Raw genomic sequence first — 19870 nt, 5'->3', positions numbered from 1 at the left:
GCGAGCCGGTTGGCGCGGTTTCGGCTATCAACTGGCGTTCATGGAACGACGCTTTGGCCATGGTGAGTCTCGTGGCCGACCATGAGATCGCCCATGCCGCCCACGCCATCGACGAGCAGATCTGGCGCACTCATATTGCCCTGGTCCGCGAAGTATCCACCGTAGAGCGCTGGTTCGAGTTAGAAGTCATCTCATTTGGAGTGTTCGGTAGGCTTCCGGTGTGGGGATCGTTGAGCGGCTGGTGCCGGATGAGTTGTGGGAGTTGTTCCAGCGGGTGGTGCCGGAGGCGCCGAGTCGGCCTCAGGGAGGCGGTCGGCGTCGGCACGGGGACCGGGAGGTGCTGGCCGCGATCGTGTTCGTGGCCACGTCGGGCTGCACGTGGCAGCAGCTGCCCTCCGCCTCGTTCGGGCCGTCGGGAGCGACAGCCCACCGGCGTTTCGCCGAGTGGTCCAAGGCCCGGGTGTGGGCGAAACTCCATCGCCTGGTCCTGGACGAACTCGGTTCCCGCGGGGAACTGGACTGGTCCCGCTGTGTGATCGACTCGGTGAACATGCGGGCCACGAAAAGGGGGATCTGACAGGTCCGAATCCTGTGGATCGCGGCAAGTACGGGTCGAAGATCCACTTGATCACCGAACGGACCGGGCTGCCCCTGTCGGTCGGCATCTCGGGTGCGAACATGCACGACAGTCAGGGCCTGGAGCCGCTCGTGCGGGGCATCCCGCCGATCCGCTCGCGACGCGGTCCGCGCCGCCGCAGGCCCGGCAAGCTGCACGGCGACAAGGGGTACGACTACCGCCACCTGCGGCAATGGCTCCGCAGCCGGGGCATCACCCATCGCCTGGCCCGGCGCGGCATCGAGTCCTCCACCCACCTGGGCCGCCACCGCTGGGTCGCAGAACGGTCCGTCGCCTGGCTCGCCGGCTGCCGCAGACTCCACCGCCGCTACGAGCGCAAAGCCGAACACTTCCTCGCCTTCGCCGCCATCGCCTGCACCCTCATCTGCTACCGCCGACTCACCAAATGAGATGACTTCTAACGCGAAGATCAGCAAGAACCTGGAGGAAGAGGGAGACGTCTGAGACTCGACAGACCCAGGGCTTGTCAGCCGTCCTAGCTGGATAGTCGGATGGATCGTTGCCGAGCCAGCTCTGCGGGGCAGACGTTCCGGCACGTGAACGCTTGTTCGTGTTCTCGGCGGTGTGGCGGCTTCTGCCCATGTGGGGTGCCATGGGGGAGTGACTGGGAACCTAGGCATCGGACGGCTCCGCCGGATCGCACGTCGGCGTGCTGCGGGGCAACGCCGACGGCAGAGGAACCGCCGGTTTGGGGCGGGAGGTACCACAGGCGGTAACCACATGCAGTGGGTCGGATTGGTGGCGGTCAGCTTGCCGGGGCTGGCTGCGCTGGCCGCGCTGCTGTTCACCTGGATGCAGGTGGATCAGACCCGCAAGGAACTACAGATCGGGGAGCAAGGGCAGATCACCAACCGGTTCAACGCCGCGGTCAGAAATCTGGGATCAGAATCCAGGGACGTGCGCCTGGGAGGAATCTATGGCCTCGAGCGCATCATGCAGGACTCCGCCCGCGACCATCCCACGGTCGTCTCGGTCCTGTCCGCGTACGTACGCCAGAACGCCCCCCTTCCGGCGAGTGGCACCAAGAAAACACAGACCACGGCGACAGAACACTCGCCGCGTGCCGATGTCCAGGCCGTGATGAACGTGCTGGCCAACCGCCGCCCCGGTCGTGACAGGGGGGCGCTGGTCGACCTGAGCCGCACCGATCTGCGCGGCCTGAAGCCCACGGGTGGGTCGTTCCGCTCTTACTACACCCATGAACTCGACATCAACTTCCGTGAAGCGAATTTTGAAGAATCCGATCTCAGCGGCGCTGACCTGCAGAATGCGGACCTCCGTGAGGCGTGGATGGCCGGCACGAACCTCTCTACTGCGAACTTGATCGAGGCGAACCTTCGCCAGGCGGATCTGAGTGGCGCGAACCTGATCAACGCGGATTTTTGCCTTGAGCTGACCGTCGGCGAGACTGGATCCAAATTCGTCTGCGCAGACCTGACCGGCGCGAGCTTGGATGGAGCGAAACTGGCCGGGGCATTCCTGCCCCACGCGAAACTGACCGGCGCAACCCTGTCCAACGCGGACTTGACCGGCGCGAACCTCACTGACGCGGACTTGACCGACGCAGATCTGACTTACGCAAACCTCACGAACGCGGACCTCACGCGGGCGAAGCTGGATGGGGTGCGTGGGCTGCCGTCATCACTGCACTGAGTCCATGGCAGGGCATGGCGCCCTGCTTGGACCGACACCACGTTAGGCGTTACTGGCTTATTCGGGGCCGTACCCCAACGTTTGAAGCTCTCTAGACCGGACCCGCCTCACAACTGCCGTAACCTCGGCCCTTGAAGATCTCTAGCCAATGTGCCAGGTGCAGAAGGCGGCTCTCCTAGGAGTCGCCCTCATTCGGCTCCCGCATAGCCAGCTTGGTGATATTGATCAACTTCCCCCACTGTTCCTGAAACGCCCGACGCCTGCTCTGGAAGGCCTCGCTATGCGCATTGATAGGGAGCCCTCCGTTCGTGGCAGCCTCCCACCGGATCCAGGCGTCATATAGAGGGACCGCCACGGCGTAAACCGCCTGACAGCTTGCTCGCGCTTCGTCTGGGCCCCAAACACCGAGCAGGAAGGCATTGCGCAGCATCGCGCTGTGCGTCTCCAAATACTGCTCGTGCAACGCGCTTCCTGGTATTTCCCCGAGAGTGAGCTTGACCGACGCGACGCTCAGGGTGCTGTCCACTGTCGCAACCTGATCGAGTACGTCCAATAGAACCTGCCTGCGCTGTTCCCGCGCCCAGTGCCCCCAATCGGCTGATCGTTGGGCGGCCACTTGCGCTCTTGCTGTCTTGATGCCCTGCCTCGCGCCGAAGCGGGCAGCTAGCCACGCCGCGATTGCCGACACGAGGGTGCCTATCAACGCGGCTATGCCAGCGAGCAGTGTCGCCTTGCCCTCGTCCATCGCAGCATCATCCCTGCAAGATCAGATGTGCTGCAGCAGATTGCGGCTGTCTGATGTGCCGAAGGCGTGTCGCGTGTATCGCAGATGGTGCGCGAGCAGTGAGAAACAACGAGAAAGAGCGGGAGTCAGTGAGACTGACTCCCGCTCTCTCGTCTAGGCATCCGCCCAGCTCAGCGGGTGTTTCTTGCTGGCTGTGTGGCGAGTGCCCCCGGCAGGATTCGAACCTGCGCACACGGCTCCGGAGGCCTCTTCTGCCTAGTGCTCGTATGCAGCTCAAAGCTCTTTGACGACAGGGGATGGGCTCACCCGTCCACGGATAGTCCACGGCCCTCTGGGTGCCACTAGAGGCTTACAACCGACCGTTCAAGGAATCGGCAATATGCTGATACATCCATCTGTGCTGTGTTCTGTCCCAGTCGCCGTCACCCGCAGATACCTGACCGCGGCGGGTGGCCTGGTGGCGTGCAGCCATGAATTCTCGCGAGCGCTGGGCCTTGCCGGAGCGGCCCACTGCCTCGGAGCTTGATGTCAGAGGCGTTGTCTAGGCTCGTCGTGACTGAACGAGACCTAGTAGGGCTTGGTCAGGTTCGTATGGGTGTGGGTATGTCTTGGTGGCAGGTGGGGCAGGCGCCGGTCCAGGTGGCGAGGAGTGTCTGCAGTTCGCGGACGATCCGGTAGAGGCTCAGGACTGCACCACGTCTTTTGGGTCTCGTGCCAGTCGTTGCAGGGTGCAGAAGGCGTGGGCGGCGGAGACGAGGGTGACGTGATGATGCCAGCCGCCCCAGGTGCGGCCCTCGAAGTGGGCCAGCCCCAGGGCCTGTTTCATCTCGCGGTAGTCGTGTTCGATGCGCCAGCGGAGCTTGGCCAGCCGCACCAGCGTGGCCAGGGGCATCCCGGAGGGCAGGCTGGACAGCCAGAACTGCACCGGTTCGGGTTCGGTGGCGGGCCACTCGGCCAGCAGCCAGCGTTCGGGCAGCTCAGGACCGTCGTTGGCCTGCCGGACCCCGCGTCCGGCCGGGCGGATGCGCAGGGCCACGAACCGCGAGTACATACGCTTGAAGCCGCTGATCCCCTTGCCCGGCCGGGAGCCTTCCCGCCAGGACACCGGCCGTGTCGCCGCCCGCCCGGCCGCGATGACCAGGTCCTTCACGGTCTGCGCGGGCTCGGGATACTGCAGTTTCGGTGGCCGGCCGCTGCCCGCGTAGACAGGCTGGACGGGCCGGGCGGCGGCCGGATGAGCGGTGTGACGGGAGGAAATGCCCACCGCATAGGGCAGGTTGCGTTCCTCCAGGCCGTGACGGAACGCGGCGGCGTCACCGTAGCCGGCGTCCGCGACGACCAGGGGAATATCGATGCCCCAGGACCGCGTCTCGTCGATCATGTCCAGGGCCAGCTGCCACTTCTCCACATGCCCCACCTGGTCGGGGATGCCACAACGAGTGCGGCGGGCGACCTTGTCCGCATCCGCCTCCGGGGAGGCGGGATCCCAGGACGCGGGCAGGAACAGCCGCCAGTTCACCGCGGCCGAGGCATGTTCACGGGCCAGGTGCAGCGACACCCCGACCTGGCATTTGGTGACCTTGCCCGCGGTGCCGGTGTACTGCCGCGACACACACGCCGAGGCATCCCCGTCCTTCAAAAAGCCGGTGTCGTCGACGATCAGCGCTTCCGCCCCGATCTCCTCGTGCATCCTCCAGGCCAGCCGGGCCCGCACATGCGCCGGATCCCACGGACTGGAAGTGATGAAATGCGCCAGCGCCTGCCGGTTGCCGTCCTCACCCAGACGGGCCGCCATCGGCTCCACCGATTTACGCCGCCCCTCCAGCAGCAGTCCCCGTACATACGCCTGCCCCCACCGCCGCTGATCCGCGCGGAAGAACCCGTCGAACAACCCCGCCGCGAACGCCTCCAGGTCCTCCCGGACCTCAGCCATCTCCCCAGGTGTCACACCACGTCAACGACGCTCACACACCAGCAGACACTCCACTCACGGGTGAAGATGACCAAGCCCTACTAGGGGTGGGCCATGAGGATCAAGGACCTGACCAGTGCAGCCGCTGCAGATAAGGCACTAGCCGAGTGCGACAGCCTGGGAAGGCAAGCGTTCCTGGCGCGGCACAAGTGAGATATTCGCATGAAGAGGCTGCTCAAGTAATGCTGAGCGTGGGGTTGACGCCCCAGGAGCCGTACCCAGGGTCTAAGAAACCCTGGCACTGCATCTGTACAGCGTGCGGAAGCTCAATTACTCCCACCTTCAGCAATGTGCGTGCCGGAGGTGGGTGCAAGTTCTGTGCTGGAAGAGTCTTGGAACCTGCCAAGGCTGAGCAAGAAATGCGTAAAGCAGGACTGGATCCGCAGGTTCCATATCCAGGCGTAAGTAAGCCATGGCAGTGCGTTTGTACTGTCTGCGGGAAGATAGTCACACCGATACTGACTAATGTGCGCGCCGGAGGCGGGTGTAAGTTTTGTGCTGGCAGAGTCTTGGAACCTGCCAAAGCCGAGGAAGAAATGCGCGCCGGTGGGTTCATCCCATTGGACCCCTACCCTGGGGCGGGAAAGCCGTGGAGATGTAGGTGTGTGAAATGTGGAAAAGAGCCTAGTCCCACGCTGAGCACGGTTCGGGCTGGGAAGCGATGCAAGTTCTGCATGGGTCGCGTGATTGATCCTTCCGAAGCCGAGAGAGTGATGCGGGCGGCCGGACTTGAGCCGGAAGAACCCTACCCTGGTCTTGTAACCAAGCCTTGGCCGTGCGTATGCGTGAATTGTGGTAACCGCGTAACTCCGATGTATTCAAACATTCGCTCTGGCGGCGGGTGTCGCTTCTGCGCGGGACAGGTGGTGATACCGGCTGAAGCGGAACGAGTTATGCGTGAAGCTGGCCTTATTCCGCAAGAGCCATATCCGGGCTCGGCTCGCCCATGGCGAAGTATCTGCGCAACATCCGGTCACGTGGTGACACCGATGTATGCCACCGTCAAGAACGGTAGGGGATGTAGGGTTTGTGGACGGGAGAGGATGAGAAAGAAGAAAACTCTCTCGGAAAATGATGCCAGACTGGTGATGATCTCAAGGGGGCTGATACCGCAGGTTCCCTATCCAGGTTCTGGTAGGCCTTGGAAATGTCTCTGCGAGTCATGCGGGAACACGGTCACTCCCATGCTTGGCACTGTCCGAAAAGGCCATGGCTGCAAATTCTGTGCTGGAATGATAGTCGTTGCAGACGAGGCGATTCAGGTGATGCGAAGTGCGGGCCTGGAACCGAAAGATCCGTATCCGGGAGCGGGTAAACCTTGGCTATGTGTATGTACAAAGTGCCAACGCCGCGTGAATCCACGGCTCAGCGACGTTCGTGTGGGGCGAGCGGGGTGTAAGTATTGCGCGGGCCGCACTGTGGATCCAGTGGATGCTGATACAAAGATGCGGGAAACCGGGTTTATCCCACAGGGCCCCTATCCCGGTTCAGAGAAGCCTTGGCACTGCATCTGTGTAACCTGTGGACGGGAAGTAACACCCGTTTGGAGTAAAGTTCGAAAAGGGACTGGGTGTCGATACTGTGCGGTCTCTGGATTCGACTATGCGGCTCCTGCCCACGTCTATATTCTCATGCATCCTTTGGGAGCGGTGAAGATAGGTATCGCGGGTTCGTCGGCACGGAATAGGAGATACTCAGATCACGCCCGCCAAGGCTGGGTCCTCTTCAAGCGCGAGGAATTCCAGTCTGGAGCGGATGCCTGGAAAGTGGAGCAGGCCGTCTTGAGGCAACTGCGCGGTGAGGGGTATATGCCTTTCATGTCTGCAGGCGAGATGCCTCAAGGTGGCGAGACAGAGACCTTCGATGCAGATCTAATCTCCGCGTACTCCATCTGGAAGATGGTGCTATGTCAAGCCGGCAAGGTTAGGCACTCGGGGAGAATATCGCCAAACCGAACCATCTCAGGAATCGAATAATAGATTTCTGTCGATGTGGTGAAGATAGCGGTGAAGTGGGTATTTCGGGTGATCAGGGGTGTCGGCTGAGGTCAATTTGCAACGTGTGGCAAGTGGGGCATGAGTATGGGCATGCACCGCATAATGCTTCTCAATGTGTCGGCAGAACTGCTGTATCGCATGGTGAGAGGCTCGTTCTTAGAGTAGGCGCGAGCCTCTGTACTGGGTGGGCCCTGACCCTCTCGATGCGAACTATGGGCGTGAGGGACGCTGAGGTCTGCCGAGCACGTCAGTTGGTCGTCTGGGGCTGGTGGTGGTCGGTTGCGGTCGCGGTGGTTGCTGTACTTCGCTGCGGTACAGCACCGGTTCGGCGGTGGGGCACGGTCGTCAGAAGGCGTCTCGCCACCAACGATGAGGTGGGTACCCCGCCAGGCGTGTGAATCCGGTAGCACCGCCGCGCGGACACCGCCCGGGGCCAGGCCGGCCACTCGACGATGGGAGGCATGGCGAAACCGATTCCCTATGGGTCATGAGCACGGCCCTTGCTCCCGCCCCGGAGCCGCCCCACTGGGTGCACTGCGGGCAGGGCGCCGACCCGGTGACCAACCCGGTCGGATGTCGTGGCGTCCGCGTCCCTGGCGCGACCAGGTGTCTGGCTCACCTCTCGGCGCGCAAGCGGCACCGCTACCTCGCCCGCCTCGGCCCGGGAGCTGACCTTGATCACCGCGGAACCACCTTTACCAGTGCCCTTCTCGAGTCGGTTCTCCTGCGTCTCCGCGACCCTGATAGCCACGTTCCCAGGATCGGCCGCGCCAGTTTTAGTGAGGCAACGTTCGACGGTGACGCCAGGTTCGACAGGACGATGTTCGGCGGCGACGTCTCGTTTCAGGGAGCTACGTTTAATGCTGATGCCAGCTTCTATAAGGTGACATTCAGCGACATTGCTTGGTTCGACGGGGTGCGGGTCCGAGGCTATGCCGGATTCAACCGAGCGACATTCAGCACCACCGTCAGTTTGGGTAGCGCGACCTTCAACAGAGACGTCGATTTCAGCTTTGCAACGTTCAAGGGCACCATCCCGTCGTATGGAATCGCAGTCACCGGCTGGGCATGGTTCCTTGGGGCGACCTTCGCGGTGCAGTCTGACCTGGGGCCTCTGCGGGCGAAGCGCGTTGTTTTGAGCAATGCCATTTTCATGGCACCCGTGACGATTGAGCTCTTGGCCTCCAAGGTCAGCTGTATTCGGACCCAGTGGATGTCGACCGCGACTGTGCGCCTTCGCCACGCTGACGTTGATCTCACTGACGCGGTGCTCTCCTGGCCCGTCGCTATCGCTGCCCATCCCACGTCCTTTACTTACCCCAGCGGCAAACCAGTGGACGAGGGTCCGCTGGCCGGTGCTAACACTGGAGTGCGGGTGACCTCGGTTCGAGGAGCCGACGCTGCACACCTGGTCCTAACGAACATCGACCTCAGCACTTGCCGCTTCTCAGGCGCCTTCCACCTAGATCAGCTCCGCCTCGAAGGCCGCTGCACCTTCGCCTTGGTTCCGGCCGGTCCCCGCCTCTGGCGCTATCAACTACGCTCCCGGTGGACCCGCCGTCGTACCCTGGCCGAAGAACACCGCTGGCGTGCTGCCTTGGCAATCGGCAACCCGGGTCCACCCCGTGGCTGGAACCCCGGCTCGCCCTTCGACCATGTCCTCTCTCCTGCGGACGTAGCCGCAACGTACCGGGAATTGCGCAAAGCCCTTGAGGACAGTAAGAACGAGCCTGGCGCGGCGGATTTCTACTACGGAGAAATGGAGATGCGCCGCCATGATCGGGTCGGAACCCCGCGTGCCGAGCGTGCCCTGCTGTGGGCGTACTGGTTGCTGTCCGGCTACGGCCTGCGAGCCCTCCGCGCCGTGAGCTGGCTGGTTGCAACGATGGTGCTGACTGTGGTGCTGCTGATGATGTTTGGGCTACCCGCGGCACCGGGCCCGACGCAGCACAGCACCTTGACCGTCAAGCCGATCGGACTTAGCACGGCGCCCGTAGACCCCTCGGGGGTCGCCCCCAAAAATTGGCTCACTCTGCCACGGCTTGATCGTGCGACTCGAACGGCCATGGACTCGGCAGTCTTCCGCTCCCCGGGCGAGGGACTGACGACCATCGGGACCTACGTTGAGATGGCCTCCCGGTTCGCTGAACCGATCCTGCTCATCCTTGCCCTGATGGCAGTACGCAACAGAGTGAAGCGTTAGCTAGTGAGCTGCGGGCAATGCACGAGCGTTTCCGGGCTGCCGGTCTCGTACGACGCCGAGCTGTACAAGGAGCGCGGCAGCGTGGAGCGCTGCATTAGCAAGATCAAAGATCGGAGAGAGCTGGCCACACGCTTCGACAAGGAGCCCGAGAGCTACATGGCGGGGACTTCACTTGCCGCGGTGCCGTCATCTGGTTGCGCAGCCTCAGTCCCGTCGCATGATCACGACTCAGAACAGACCTGGATCCTGGGGCTAGCGGGCGGCAGGCAGGCAGTCTGTGGGCCATGCGTGGGCCAGATCACTTCATTGGCGTCAGGTGTGCTGCATATGTGGAGGTGAGCGCGGTTCTACCCTGCCGCGGACGTCGGTCTTGAAAACCGTCGTGGCGCGAGTCACCGTGGGTTCAAATCCCACACCCACCGCAGGTGAATGGCTCCTGACCAGGCAAAACGGTCAGGAGCCATTCTCGTGGGCACTGTCCGCTGGCAACCGTGACTCCCCGCTGGTCCCCGACCGAACGGGCACGGGAGGGGCACGGCGTCGGGGCTCCTGCTCGGGGGTGATCGATCGTGCCGCATGATGGCCGGCATGTCACTGACCTTTGGCCCGGACCGGCAGACTCGCGAGTTCCAGTGTGACTGCTGCCAAGCCCCGATCGAACGGGCGTGGAACTTCATCCACGCTGACGGTGCCGCGTACGCCGTGTACTTCGCGAACTGCTACCACCACAAGGACAAGGATCACGATGCGTGGATAGACGTGATCTTCGGGACCTGGGGCGCTGGAGCTGAACAGTGGGGTGATCACGTTTCGTTCGCCTGCCGCGTCGGTCCCGTGGCTGGGCAGAACACGCCAGCTTCGACCCTGGTGACTGCCGGGCTCGCGCACCCCGACGGTCCTCTGTTCGGCACCAAGCTCGATCGTGAGGCTGCTCTCCAGCACCCGAGGTTGTCAGAGTTCTGGAAGGTGTCCGACTTCATCTTGGAACACGACCCGCTAGTACGCGGTCACGTCTACGGGCACTGATTCACGAAGGCCAGCGGGCCCATGGTCGGCATGACGGTCTGCGGTCGACGACGCCGAGAGGTTGGCTCCGAGACTTTGGGCGGGAGCTGCCATGGGGCGAGTGATCATGGCCCCTTAAGCTTCCGGCGAGTCGGGCAGTCTGTGGACCTGCCCGTAAAGCACGACGTTGGGGCCATGATCTTCGAGGCTCGCCCCATGGTGGCTGCCTAAAGTCTCGGAGTCGACCGGCCCATCAGTGGGTTTACCGTTCTCTACTCGGGCCCGCACTCGCTGCGGCCCAGGGCTTGGCCCCGGCGCCGAAGGCGCAGAGGGGCCAAAGCCCAAGGGCCAGCCCGCGCTCGCGCGGGCACTTGAACCAGTAGAGAAAGTTGTTACTCAGGCTTCGGCTGCGATGTGCCATAGGGGAGCCGCGTACTGCTCCGGACGGCTGCTGAGCAGCAGAGCTCTGAGGTCCTGGCGCTGCTTGCCGTTGAGGCCGAGGGCTTCGGTGATCCTGCGGAACGTCGTGTGCGTGATGCCGCGCTCGCGGGCCTTGGCTTCGAACTGATCCAGTTGGCGCAGTGTCGCTTCCGGGCCGAGCTTCTGTTCCGGCTGACTGCCGAGCCAACTGGCCTTGTTGCGCTCGTAGTCGATCTCTGAGTATCCGCAGACCTCGCGGCTGTATTGCTCCGCCTCGGTGAGAGTCTCCGTTGCGAGGATGGCGCGCGCGAGCTCGTTGCGGGTGAGAGCCTCGTCCAGGTCCGCTTCGTGGACCGTGGGGCCCTCATCGGTGAGAGGGACTGGGAGGCCAGCGTCTCTGACTTCGCAGAGGCCTCGGACTCCGTGGGCTGTTGCCGCCAACATGGCCGTTGCCTCGGACGGGTGCCACTCAAGAACTGAGCTGATCGGTTCGACGTGCTCGGGTGTGAGCGTCAGAGCTGCTGGGCCCATACGGTCGGCCAGAAGCTCGGCCGGGAGTTCTCCGTCCAAACCGGGACCGGCGACCAAGAGCCTTACAGTCGAGTTGACTTGGCAGCATGCAGCCAGCGTGAGGGCGTCGCCGAGCGGGCTGCGGAGGGTGGGTTCGTCGCCCTTGGCGAGGATGTCGCCGCCCACGTCCAGGAGGTCGATGGACTCCGGGGCTAGGTGCTCGATGAGTTCTTCGAGTTGGCGCGTGATGCCCTCGGCGCCGTGCGTGGGGTCGATCAGGGCGAAGGTGTGGGGGAGTTCGGCTGCCAGGCGCGGGAGTGTCGAGCCCGCGGGGGCGATGGCCTTCGCATCTGCCGGAACCGTCCAGACGCTTCGCGTGAGGGGGCGTAGACCCGTGAAGTTCGCCGGCCCTCGGGGTCCCGGCACCGGGTCGATCAAGAGGCGGTCCCACGCGTACGTGAGGATCACCGCCGGACGGTCGTCACCCCCGTAGAGGGCTGCGTCGAGCATTGCGGCGGCGACTGCGTCGCCCCCTCCTCCTGCTGCCACGATCAAGCGGGTCACCCTCGCAGCGTACGGGTTCCCCTGCTGGCCACTCACCCTATAGTGGCTACTGGTCATAGCCACTTAGGGAGGGGCTCGGATGCCGCAGATCGAAGAGACCCAGCCCAAGTACCTCCAGATCGCCCACCACATCCGCGATCAGATCTTGCGAGGCGACTTGAGGCCTGGCGACGAGGTTCCGTCGGAACGTCAACTGGCCGCAGACTGGAACGTTTCCCGCCCCACGGCTGCTCGGTCGCTGGAGGCTCTGAGTCACCAAGGCCTGGTGGAGAAGCGCCAGGGTTCGGGTACTTACGTGCGGGGCCTTGCCGTGAATCGGCGTGCCAGGGAGCTCTATGGTCGTGCCAAGCAGACCGGCAAGATCTACACGCCGGGTGAGTACGCGGTCATCACGTCTGCAGGCTGGCTGGAAGCCCCCGACTACGTGGCCGAGGCGCTGAGTCTGGCGGCTGGAACCCGAGCTGTTCATCGTCGACGGGTCACCAAGAACGAGTCGGGCCCCATCACCATCTCCACCTCGTGGTTCGCTGCCGATGTCGGCGAGCAGGCGCCCAAGCTCTGTGATCCTGACCGGATCCAGGAGGGGACGCTCATGTACGTCGAGAGCGTCACGGGTCGGCAGGGGAGCTATGCCGAAGACCGGATGTGTGCCCGGCTGGCGACCGAGGACGAGGCCGCTGACCTTGAACTTGAGCCCGGGGCGGCTGTCCTGATCGTCCATCACGTGGTGTACGACCTGCAGGATCGACCCCTTGAGTTCGCCGAGGCCACGTACCCGCCTGGGCGTTGGGCGTTCGAGCAGGGCTACCCGATCAGCTAGAAAATCGGCCTTCTCTCTGAGAACCGCTTGTGGCTCCGAGTGGCTAATGCCACTATCCAGTAAGTGGCTAAGGCCACTTGACCGGAAGGGGCACGGACGTGAGCCAGGAGTGCGGGGAGTTACGGCACGTCTCGCGGGAAGCGGTCTGCCGTGGATGCCGGGGGCGAGGGTGGAAGCACGTCGGCTCCCGCTCCGCCCTGGCGCTCTCCGCCACCGATGCTCGCGTCCGTGCTACGTCCAAGCGGCGCTGTCTCGACTGTGACGGCACTGGTAGGGAGTAGTGGCGCTCATGGCGGATGCGCGTGAAGAGTCCGAAGCCGCGGTTGCCGGACCAACGCCGATCGGGGGTATGACCCTCTATCCCGTGCCCGAGTCCGTGGCCCGGGCCCGGCGATGGTTCCGGAAGTTCACCGCCCCGTACAACCTGGCCTGCCCGATCGATGACTGCGTACTGATGCTCTCCGAGCTGGTGACAAACGCGATCCTTTACGGGGAGGCCGAAGAACCGTGGCGGGTCCGGGTCGAGTGGTCGCGCCTGGGGGAGTCCCTGCGGGTCGACGTCCACAACCCGGGCTTCCCGGCGGACGTCCGGCTCCGTAACCCCAGAGCCAGCGATGCGCACGGCCGCGGGCTCTGCCTGGTGAACGCGCTGGCGGACTCCTGGGCCGCCGGCCCCAGCCGCTTCGGCGGAACCGTCGTGTGGTTCCAGATCGACGAAGCGTGGAAGCCGTGAGTCGACCCCGACCTGTGGCGCCTGCGTGTCCGCGGCTGTTCAGTACCCACTCACGTGAGTAGGCTGGTTGACAGGTTGACTTGGCGGATTCTCACTAGGCGGGGCTATGGCGTACGAGGTGGCTGCACCCAAGTATGTGCGGCTGGCGCAGACGCTCCAGGGGCGTATCGAGGACGGTACGTATCCTCCGGGGAGCCGGGTCCCGAGTGAAAATCAGCTGGTCCAAGCCTTCGGAATGTCCCGGCCCACTGTCGTCCGCGCGCTGGAGCTACTGAAGCGGGATGGCTGGCTGGAATCCCGGCAAGGGTTCGGCACCATCGTCCGCGGGCGACCGGAAGTCGTCGAGCAGAAGGATCGGCGGGGACGCGACGCGCTGGAGCGTGACGAATCCTCGGTTCAAGGTCGTCTGGTCCAGGTCGAGCAGGTTCCTGTGCCGCCGAGGGTTGCTTCCCTCCTCGGCGTACCCAAGAAGGCAACGGTCCTGGTTCGGCGGCTCTTGGTGGTGCAGGACGGTGAGCCGGTCGAGCTCTCTTCGTCCTACTTCCCGGTCGACATGGTCGAAGGGACTGAACTCTCTGCCTCGTCTCGACTGCGAGAGGGGCAGCGCGCACACCTGGAAGCACGCAGGAAGGTGCGCTTTGATCACGTAACCGAACGTGTCTCGGCTCGACTGCCAAGCCAGGAAGAAGCTGATCTCTTGGGGATGCCCCAAGGCGAGCCGGTGCTGAGCGTCTTGGTCATCGCGTGTGATGTTGCCGGGCAAGCCTTGCAGGTCACCGATGTTCTCCTGCCGGCGGATCGGCAGGAACTCGAAGACACTTATCGGCTCGGCTGAGTCGAACTCGGCCCACTCTCTCGAATTACTCGCCTGAGGGGCATAGTCCGACGAGGCCTCGCACCCAGCCACAGGGACCTGATCGTGTCAGAACGACTGCCTGAAAGCAGCGACGTCCGTGCCCACTGTGCCTCCGTCTTCGACCTCGACGCCAGGCTGCCGGAGATGGTCTTCCGGACGAACCGGGGCGACACGTTGTTCTGTGAGTTCGATGCCCTGCTCACCCCGGACTTGTGGCCTGCGCTGTGTGCGATGGCTCAGTGGCATGGAGATCGACACGTCGAACTGCTCGTCCTCGAAGCCGGTGACGGCACGGCCCTCATGCCTGCACTGTCACTTTCGGTGGAGGCCAGTGGGGACGACTACTGGGATGCGGTCGGTTTCGCGCCAGATGGCGATGCCCTTGACTCGATCACCATCATGGCGAACGTCGTTGCCGTAACGGGCCCCTCGGGTATGTGGGGGTGCTGGGGCGAGCGCGACCCGGAGGTGGCGGTCTTTCAAGGCTTCCCGAACGCATCTGCCCGCGACGCCTGGCGTGCGGCGTTCGGCCCGTTCTTGGGGGTCGACGAGGCGTTGGAGTCGTACCTCTCCCTGGCGTTCCGAGGGGCTGTCCCGGACTGGTACGCAGCAGCCATGACCACCCACTATCGCGATGAGGCTGACGGATTTGAGTCCTCAGTGTGAGCCGCTTCATCGATGGCGGAGCGGCTGGATGCTGAGCGCCACAGGGCTTGGCTCGGATCCTGAAAATGCCTGAGATGGCGCTGAACAGGTGACGTCTCAGAAACCTCAACTGGGGCGACAGTGAAGCCACTTGACAAGTCAACCTGGCTTCCCTAACTTCGAACTTGCTAAGTCAACCTGTCAGGTCATCTGGCGGATGTCTACGAAGGGGAAGTTCTGTGCGTGCAATCCGAGTTGAGACCTCGTCCGCGACGATCCTGCTGACTGAGGCCCCTGAGCCGAAGGTCAAGGACCGGCAGACGGGCGAGATCGCCAAGGACGCGGCCAGTGGGGAAGCGCTGATGAAGGTCGGCGTCGTCTACATCGACGAGGGGGAGTCGTCGCTCATCGCGGTGACCGTCCCGGAGAGCGGGATCACGGACGGCCTGGCCGTCGGCGCCCCGGTCTCCCTGCCCGGCCTCGTCGCCCGTCCCTGGGAGAGCGTCTTTAGCGGGCAGGCCCGCCACGGCATCGCCTACCGTGCGGCCGCTGTCGTCCCGGGGGCTTTCCCTGTCGGACAGGAGAACTGATCTCGTGTCCGAGCTGATGACCATGGTCGAGCTGGGCGGACCCCTCGCCTTATTAGGCGGGGCGATCTACGCCCGGAAGGCGCATCCGGCGATCTACTGGGCCACGGTCGGGCTGCCCTCATCGGTGGCCCGACTGGTCGGCTCGTACAGCTCGACCATGGACGCGTGCGGGCTGACGGTTCAGCCGTCTCGTCTGCGGGCCCTGGCGGTGCGGGCCACCACCCGCCGCGAGGTTCGGCCGGTTCCTCCGCGCCGAGGGCTGATTCGTCCCACCTCCACGGGGCTGCGGGTCCGGCTTCGGCTCGCTCCCGGCCAGGAGCCGGCGGACGTGGCTGCCTCGTGTGAGCGGCTGCAGCACGCCTGGGGCGTTCACGCGGTCCACGTTCGCGAGATCAAGCCGGGCGTGGTCGAGCTGCGGTTGATCGGCTTCGACGTGCTGCGCAAGGTGAAGATGCCTCGCAGCGCGGGGCACGACCTCCTCGCCGTGCCGGTGGCTCTGCGGGAGGACGCGACTGTGTTCGTCCGCGACTACCGGGCCGTTCCTCATGAACTCGTCCTCGGTGCCACCCTGTCGGGGAAGTCGATGTTCCTCCGCAATCTGCTGACGGGGCTGGCCGCTCAACCGGTTGCCCTGGTCGGCATCGACTGCAAGCGAGGGGTCGAGCTGGCGCCCTTCGCTCCGCGACTGTCGGCGTTGGCCACCGACTCCGATGAAGCCGCCGAGCTGCTACCCGTCCTCGTCCAGGAAATGGAGGACCGCTACGACCTGATCAAGGCACGCCAAGGTATCGCGCCCGGCACGCCCGACGAGGAGATCACCTCTGACGTGTGGGGCCTGCCGGACGACGAACGGCCGCCGCCCATCGTGCTGTTCGTCGACGAGGTGGCCGAACTCTTCCTCGTGGCAAGCCGCAAGGACGAGGAGCGGCGCGACGAGATGGTGACCCAGCTGATCCGACTCGCCCAACTCGGACGGGCCGCGGGCATCTACCTGGAGATCTGCGGCCAGCGTTTCGGTGCGGAGCTGGGCAAGGGCGCGACCATGCTCCGCGCTCAACTCACCGGACGCGTCTGCCACCGCGTCAACGACGAGGCCTCGGCCAAGATGGCCCTTGGCGACATCGCCCCCGAAGCGGTGGGCGTCGCTGCCACCATTCCCGCTGAACGTCCGGGCCTGGCCGTGTCCGGCGATACGTCCGGCGGCTGGGGACGCATGCGCACTCCGCACCTGTCCCTCGGCGACGCTGCGGCGATCTGCCGCGAGACTGCCGAGCTCGCCCCCGATGTACCGGCCCTGAAGCCGTTCCGGCCGCACGTCTCGGCTTCGCCCGCGGTCGCCCCGAGCGCCGTGACGAAGCCGCACCCGGCTACCGGCTGACCCACCAACCCACCGGTCGGCGCGACCGTCTCACGCCAAGTCCCTACCCCCGCCATCCCCGAACCGAACGAGAGGACGTGATCAGCGTGGCCGAGCGCTCCGCACCGCGTGCCCTTCCGGTCCGCGTGGACGCCGTACTCGTTCAAGCGGTCATTGCTGCCGCGTTGTCCTTCGCCCACCTTCACGATCTGGCCGTCGCAGCGGGACAGGACGGCTGGAAGGCGTGGGCCTACCCGATCAGCGTCGATCTGCTGTTGGTGGCGGCCTGGAGGCGGCTGCGGACGGGGGAGTCCAAGGCGGCCGGGTGGTGCTGGTTCCTGGTCGCGCTCACCGCCAGCCTCGGCGCCAACGTCGCGACGGCCGGGCTCCTCGACCTCGACCACGTTCCTGCCTCGCTCCGCGTCGTCGTGGCCGGTTGGCCGGCGGTCGCCTTCCTCGGCGGCACGCTGCTCGCGCACGGACCCGTCGATCCGGCCCCGGACCCGCGTGAAGAGCACGACGAGACGACGAACGAAGCGGCGCAGCAGGGATCACTCCCTGCGTCCGCGCCTGCGTCCCGGCCCGCTGTACCTGCTTCGCGTCCCGCGCTTGCCGTTCCACCGACAGATCGGCTCCCGACCGCGCTCGTCGACCATGCCCGAAAGGTGGCTGCCGAGCACCACACCCGGACGGGCGCGCCCATCGACACCGACACCCTGCGAGCCCGCCTCGGCGTCCCAGCCCAGCTCGCCGAAGCCATTGCCGCTCAACTCACCTGAACCCAGGAGAACTTCCGCCCATGCGTCCGTCCACGCTCCGTGCGCTCAACCGCGCCGCCGAGCTGACCCGCCAGAACCGACTCACCGAAGCAATGCTCATCGCCGAACCCGTGATCCTCATCGCCGACGACATCGAGGGCGAGGAGATCCGGCGGTGGCTGCTCGACCACGTCGCCGACTTCACCGGCGAGAACCGTCAGAACTCGAAGGAGCTGCCCTGATGCCCGCCAACCCCCGCTTCCGCCGGGTCGTCCGCATCGGCCCCGTCCAGGTCGCCACCTACTACGACGGCCGCGGCCGGGAGAAGCACACCGCCGCCTGCACGGCTCCGCGCTGCGGCTTCTCGACCGACTACGACAGCCGCGCCGCCGCCGAGCTGGCGGCCCGCACCCACCGCTGCTCGGCCCGCTGAGGAGATCACCGTGACCGTCAGCCTGCCTCTCGTCTTCGTCCTCGGCGTCATCGCCTGGGCCGCGATCAAGTTCCTCGGCGTCCGCATGTGGGTGGCCGTCGTGATCGCCCTGTTCGGCTTCCTGCTCTCTCAGACCTTCCTCGCCCCGGCCATCGAGTCCGGCACCCGCTCCGGGGTCGACGTCGTCGACGGCACCCATCACTGAAAGGAGAAACACCATGCTGCTCCGCCCGAAGATGCCCGATGCGGCTCCGCTACCGATCGCCCACAGGCCGGCCACCCCTGCCGAGCACCACCGCACTCCGGTGACCTGCTCCTGCGCTCACGCCCCGATGGAGTCCACCAGCCGCCCGATCGCGCCGTTCGTCAGCCGTGGGGCGGGTGCCATTGCGGCGGTCCTCGTCGTCGGCATCGTGCTGACCGCACTCCTGGCCACGGTCGCCATCACGGCAGTCTCCGTCTCCATCGCGGCCCTGGTGCTGCGCTCCCTGCTCAACAGCGCCCACAAGCGCTGACCAGCCTGCCGGGGCGGCCTCGATACCGCCAAGCATCCCGCCGCCCCGGCAGGCGCGGACCTCCCGACCGAAACCGAAAGGACAGCTCCCATTACTACCGGACGCGTTCCGCCTCCAGTCAAAGAACTGGGCGCGCTCGTCTCCCTGGGTGGCATACCCACCCTCGTCAAACAACTCCGCGGCATCGGTGGTTGTACACAGCCTGTGCGTCTGGACGGCCACCGCGTCGAGCACGCGGTCGACACACGTACCGGCGAGATCGGCCGCGTTCTCCACCGCCTCGACTCGGCCTCACTCCCGGCAGGCAACCTCCTCGTACGCTGCAACAACCGCCGCGCGACCCGCTGCCCGGCCTGCGCGGAGACCTACCGCCGGGACACCTTCCACCTGATCACCGCCGGACTGCGAGGCGGCAAAGGCACTCCCGCCACTGTCACCCGCCACCCGAAGGTGTTCGCCACCTTCACCGCTCCCGGTTTCGGCCCCGTCCACAACCGACCCACAGACCGACGCGGCACCGTCCGAGCCTGCCGCTGTGGACTCCTCCATGAGACCGACGCCGAACTGCTCGGCACGCCCCTGGACCCAGCGACGTACGACTACGAAGCTGCCGTCCTCTGGAACGCGCACGCCGGGATGCTCTGGCGACGCTTCTCCATCTACCTCCGCCGAGAGATAGCCAAGCGGGCCGGCCTCACCCAGAGGGACTTCGCGGACTTCGCCCGGGTCTCCTTCGCCAAGGTCGCCGAGTACCAGAAGCGCGGTGCCGTCCACTTCCACGCAGTCATCCGCATCGACGGTCCCGAGGGTGGCGACACCCCACCTCCGGTCTGGGCTACTGCCGAGCTGCTCACTGACGCGATCGGCGCCGCTGCTGCCCGATCTCGTGTCGATGGCCCCGTCATCGACGGGCGCTCGCACGCGTTCGCCTTCGGCAGGCAAATCGACGTACGCGCGATTCGCTCCGCCGATTTCGACGGTGGGCAGGAGCTGACCGAGCGGGCGGTGGCTTCGTACATCGCGAAATACGCCACCAAGGGCGCGGAGACAGCCACGGGAGCTCTCGACCACCCACTCAAGTTCCTCGCCGAACTGGCCCAGCTCGACATCAGGGACCACGCCCGCCAGCTCATCCGGACGGCCTGGACTCTCGGCGCTCGCAAGGAGTTAGAGGATCTCCGGCTTCGGGCTTGGGCTCACATGCTGGGCTTCCGCGGCCACTTCTCCACCAAGTCCCGCCGCTACTCGACCACCCTCGGCGCCCTCCGTGACGCTCGCGCCGAGTGACGCCGTGCCCAAGCCTCCGCGACCAGCGAGGACGAGCCGGATACGACTCTCGTTCTTTCGCATTGGGTCTTCGCCGGAACCGGTCTGTCCGCCGCAGAAGCCTGGCTTTCTGCCTCGCTCGAACCCGCTCTCGGTACGGAAGGAGAACCGACGTGAACTCGCGGCGCGAC

General features: G+C 65.1%; 18 protein-coding genes and 1 pseudogene. 16 read left to right on the top strand and 3 right to left on the bottom strand.

Going from position 1 to position 19870, the window contains the following annotated elements; translation table 11 throughout:
• Window positions 1-226 precede the first annotated feature (226 nt).
• Together OG780_RS14360 and OG780_RS14355 are read left to right on the top strand one after the other, a co-directional pair.
• Window positions 227-1026, top strand: a protein-coding gene (locus OG780_RS14360; protein ID WP_328458115.1) for an IS5 family transposase whose coding sequence is annotated in 2 segments (ribosomal slippage) — window positions 227-562 and window positions 565-1026 — 798 coding nt in all. Because the reading frame shifts where the segments join, the coding sequence is not laid out codon by codon here.
• A 331-nt stretch (window positions 1027-1357) separates the two neighbouring features.
• Complete coding sequence (locus tag OG780_RS14355; RefSeq protein ID WP_328448237.1) at window positions 1358-2290, top strand: pentapeptide repeat-containing protein; 933 nt, start codon at window positions 1358-1360, stop codon at window positions 2288-2290.
• A 175-nt stretch (window positions 2291-2465) separates the two neighbouring features.
• Here the strand turns inward: OG780_RS14355 and OG780_RS14350 are convergent, their stop codons facing one another.
• Together OG780_RS14350 and OG780_RS14345 are read right to left on the bottom strand one after the other, a co-directional pair.
• The gene (locus tag OG780_RS14350; protein ID WP_328448235.1) at window positions 2466-3035 is read right to left on the bottom strand and encodes a hypothetical protein; all 570 of its coding nucleotides are present in this window, start codon (window positions 3033-3035) and stop codon (window positions 2466-2468) included.
• Between the two features lie 682 nt (window positions 3036-3717).
• Complete coding sequence (locus OG780_RS14345; RefSeq protein ID WP_328448233.1) at window positions 3718-4968, bottom strand: IS701 family transposase; 1251 nt, start codon at window positions 4966-4968, stop codon at window positions 3718-3720.
• A gap of 2592 nt (window positions 4969-7560) precedes the next feature.
• Here OG780_RS14345 and OG780_RS14340 point away from each other — a divergent pair.
• Both OG780_RS14340 and OG780_RS14335 read left to right on the top strand, forming a co-directional pair.
• A complete protein-coding gene (locus tag OG780_RS14340) occupies window positions 7561-9207 on the top strand; it encodes a pentapeptide repeat-containing protein (protein ID WP_328448231.1) in 1647 nt (548 codons plus the stop codon).
• A gap of 588 nt (window positions 9208-9795) precedes the next feature.
• Complete coding sequence (locus OG780_RS14335) at window positions 9796-10233, top strand: hypothetical protein (protein ID WP_328448229.1); 438 nt, start codon at window positions 9796-9798, stop codon at window positions 10231-10233.
• A gap of 375 nt (window positions 10234-10608) precedes the next feature.
• Here the strand turns inward: OG780_RS14335 and OG780_RS14330 are convergent, their stop codons facing one another.
• Window positions 10609-11652 (bottom strand): DUF1152 domain-containing protein, encoded by a 1044-nt coding sequence (locus OG780_RS14330; protein WP_443062318.1) that lies wholly within the window; start codon window positions 11650-11652, stop codon window positions 10609-10611.
• Between the two features lie 133 nt (window positions 11653-11785).
• Between OG780_RS14330 and OG780_RS14325 the strand changes: the two genes are divergently transcribed.
• The 12 genes and pseudogenes from OG780_RS14325 (at window position 11786) to OG780_RS14270 (ending at window position 19856) form a co-directional block, all read left to right on the top strand.
• Entirely contained in the window at window positions 11786-12526 is a 741-nt protein-coding gene (locus tag OG780_RS14325; protein ID WP_328448225.1) for a GntR family transcriptional regulator, read from the top strand.
• A 349-nt stretch (window positions 12527-12875) separates the two neighbouring features.
• Window positions 12876-13259 carry an ATP-binding protein gene (locus OG780_RS14320; protein ID WP_328448223.1) on the top strand — a complete coding sequence of 128 codons (384 nt, stop codon included), beginning with the start codon at window positions 12876-12878 and terminating at the stop codon, window positions 13257-13259.
• A 106-nt stretch (window positions 13260-13365) separates the two neighbouring features.
• Window positions 13366-14094: a GntR family transcriptional regulator gene (locus OG780_RS14315; RefSeq protein WP_328448221.1), complete on the top strand. Its 729-nt coding sequence runs from the start codon at window positions 13366-13368 to the stop codon at window positions 14092-14094.
• Between the two features lie 84 nt (window positions 14095-14178).
• A complete protein-coding gene (locus OG780_RS14310) occupies window positions 14179-14781 on the top strand; it encodes a hypothetical protein (protein ID WP_328448219.1) in 603 nt (200 codons plus the stop codon).
• Window positions 14782-14999: 218 nt separating this feature from the next.
• Entirely contained in the window at window positions 15000-15350 is a 351-nt protein-coding gene (locus OG780_RS14305) for an SCO3933 family regulatory protein (protein ID WP_328448217.1), read from the top strand.
• A 16-nt stretch (window positions 15351-15366) separates the two neighbouring features.
• The gene (locus tag OG780_RS14300) at window positions 15367-16728 is read left to right on the top strand and encodes an FtsK/SpoIIIE domain-containing protein (RefSeq protein ID WP_443062317.1); all 1362 of its coding nucleotides are present in this window, start codon (window positions 15367-15369) and stop codon (window positions 16726-16728) included.
• Between the two features lie 77 nt (window positions 16729-16805).
• On the top strand, window positions 16806-17486 hold the full coding sequence (locus OG780_RS14295) for a DUF2637 domain-containing protein (protein ID WP_328448213.1): 681 nt from the start codon (window positions 16806-16808) through the stop codon (window positions 17484-17486).
• Between the two features lie 20 nt (window positions 17487-17506).
• Complete coding sequence (locus tag OG780_RS14290) at window positions 17507-17707, top strand: hypothetical protein (RefSeq protein ID WP_328448211.1); 201 nt, start codon at window positions 17507-17509, stop codon at window positions 17705-17707.
• A complete protein-coding gene (locus OG780_RS14285; RefSeq protein ID WP_328448209.1) occupies window positions 17707-17898 on the top strand; it encodes a mobile element transfer protein in 192 nt (63 codons plus the stop codon). Before OG780_RS14290 ends, OG780_RS14285 begins: the two co-directional genes overlap by 1 nt.
• 10 nt (window positions 17899-17908) lie before the next feature.
• Window positions 17909-18103: a hypothetical protein gene (locus OG780_RS14280; RefSeq protein ID WP_328448207.1), complete on the top strand. Its 195-nt coding sequence runs from the start codon at window positions 17909-17911 to the stop codon at window positions 18101-18103.
• 16 nt (window positions 18104-18119) lie between these two features.
• Window positions 18120-18413 (top strand): SpdD protein, encoded by a 294-nt coding sequence (locus OG780_RS14275; RefSeq protein ID WP_328458113.1) that lies wholly within the window; start codon window positions 18120-18122, stop codon window positions 18411-18413.
• A 153-nt stretch (window positions 18414-18566) separates the two neighbouring features.
• Window positions 18567-19856: pseudogene (locus OG780_RS14270) on the top strand (replication initiator).
• Window positions 19857-19870: the final 14 nt, after the last annotated feature.

The organism is Streptomyces sp. NBC_00386 (assembly GCF_036063235.1).
In the GTDB taxonomy this organism is placed as follows: domain Bacteria; phylum Actinomycetota; class Actinomycetes; order Streptomycetales; family Streptomycetaceae; genus Streptomyces.
Note: the sequence above shows the minus strand (reverse complement) of the source record. Positions and strands in the feature narration are given on the sequence as shown.

Excerpts from the sequence above, each read along its gene's own strand:
- OG780_RS14355 (WP_328448237.1), top strand. The coding sequence starts at position 1,358 with ATGCAGTGGGTCGGATTGGTGGCGGTCAGCTTGCCGGGGCTGGCTGCG.
- OG780_RS14350 (WP_328448235.1), bottom strand. The coding sequence starts at position 3,035 with ATGGACGAGGGCAAGGCGACACTGCTCGCTGGCATAGCCGCGTTGATA.
- OG780_RS14345 (WP_328448233.1), bottom strand. The coding sequence starts at position 4,968 with ATGGCTGAGGTCCGGGAGGACCTGGAGGCGTTCGCGGCGGGGTTGTTC.
- OG780_RS14335 (WP_328448229.1), top strand. The coding sequence starts at position 9,796 with ATGTCACTGACCTTTGGCCCGGACCGGCAGACTCGCGAGTTCCAGTGT.
- OG780_RS14330 (WP_443062318.1), bottom strand. The coding sequence starts at position 11,652 with ATGCTCGACGCAGCCCTCTACGGGGGTGACGACCGTCCGGCGGTGATC.
- OG780_RS14325 (WP_328448225.1), top strand. The coding sequence starts at position 11,786 with ATGCCGCAGATCGAAGAGACCCAGCCCAAGTACCTCCAGATCGCCCAC.
- OG780_RS14320 (WP_328448223.1), top strand. The coding sequence starts at position 12,876 with ATGACCCTCTATCCCGTGCCCGAGTCCGTGGCCCGGGCCCGGCGATGG.
- OG780_RS14315 (WP_328448221.1), top strand. The coding sequence starts at position 13,366 with ATGGCGTACGAGGTGGCTGCACCCAAGTATGTGCGGCTGGCGCAGACG.
- OG780_RS14300 (WP_443062317.1), top strand. The coding sequence starts at position 15,367 with ATGACCATGGTCGAGCTGGGCGGACCCCTCGCCTTATTAGGCGGGGCG.
- OG780_RS14290 (WP_328448211.1), top strand. The coding sequence starts at position 17,507 with ATGCGTCCGTCCACGCTCCGTGCGCTCAACCGCGCCGCCGAGCTGACC.
- OG780_RS14285 (WP_328448209.1), top strand. The coding sequence starts at position 17,707 with ATGCCCGCCAACCCCCGCTTCCGCCGGGTCGTCCGCATCGGCCCCGTC.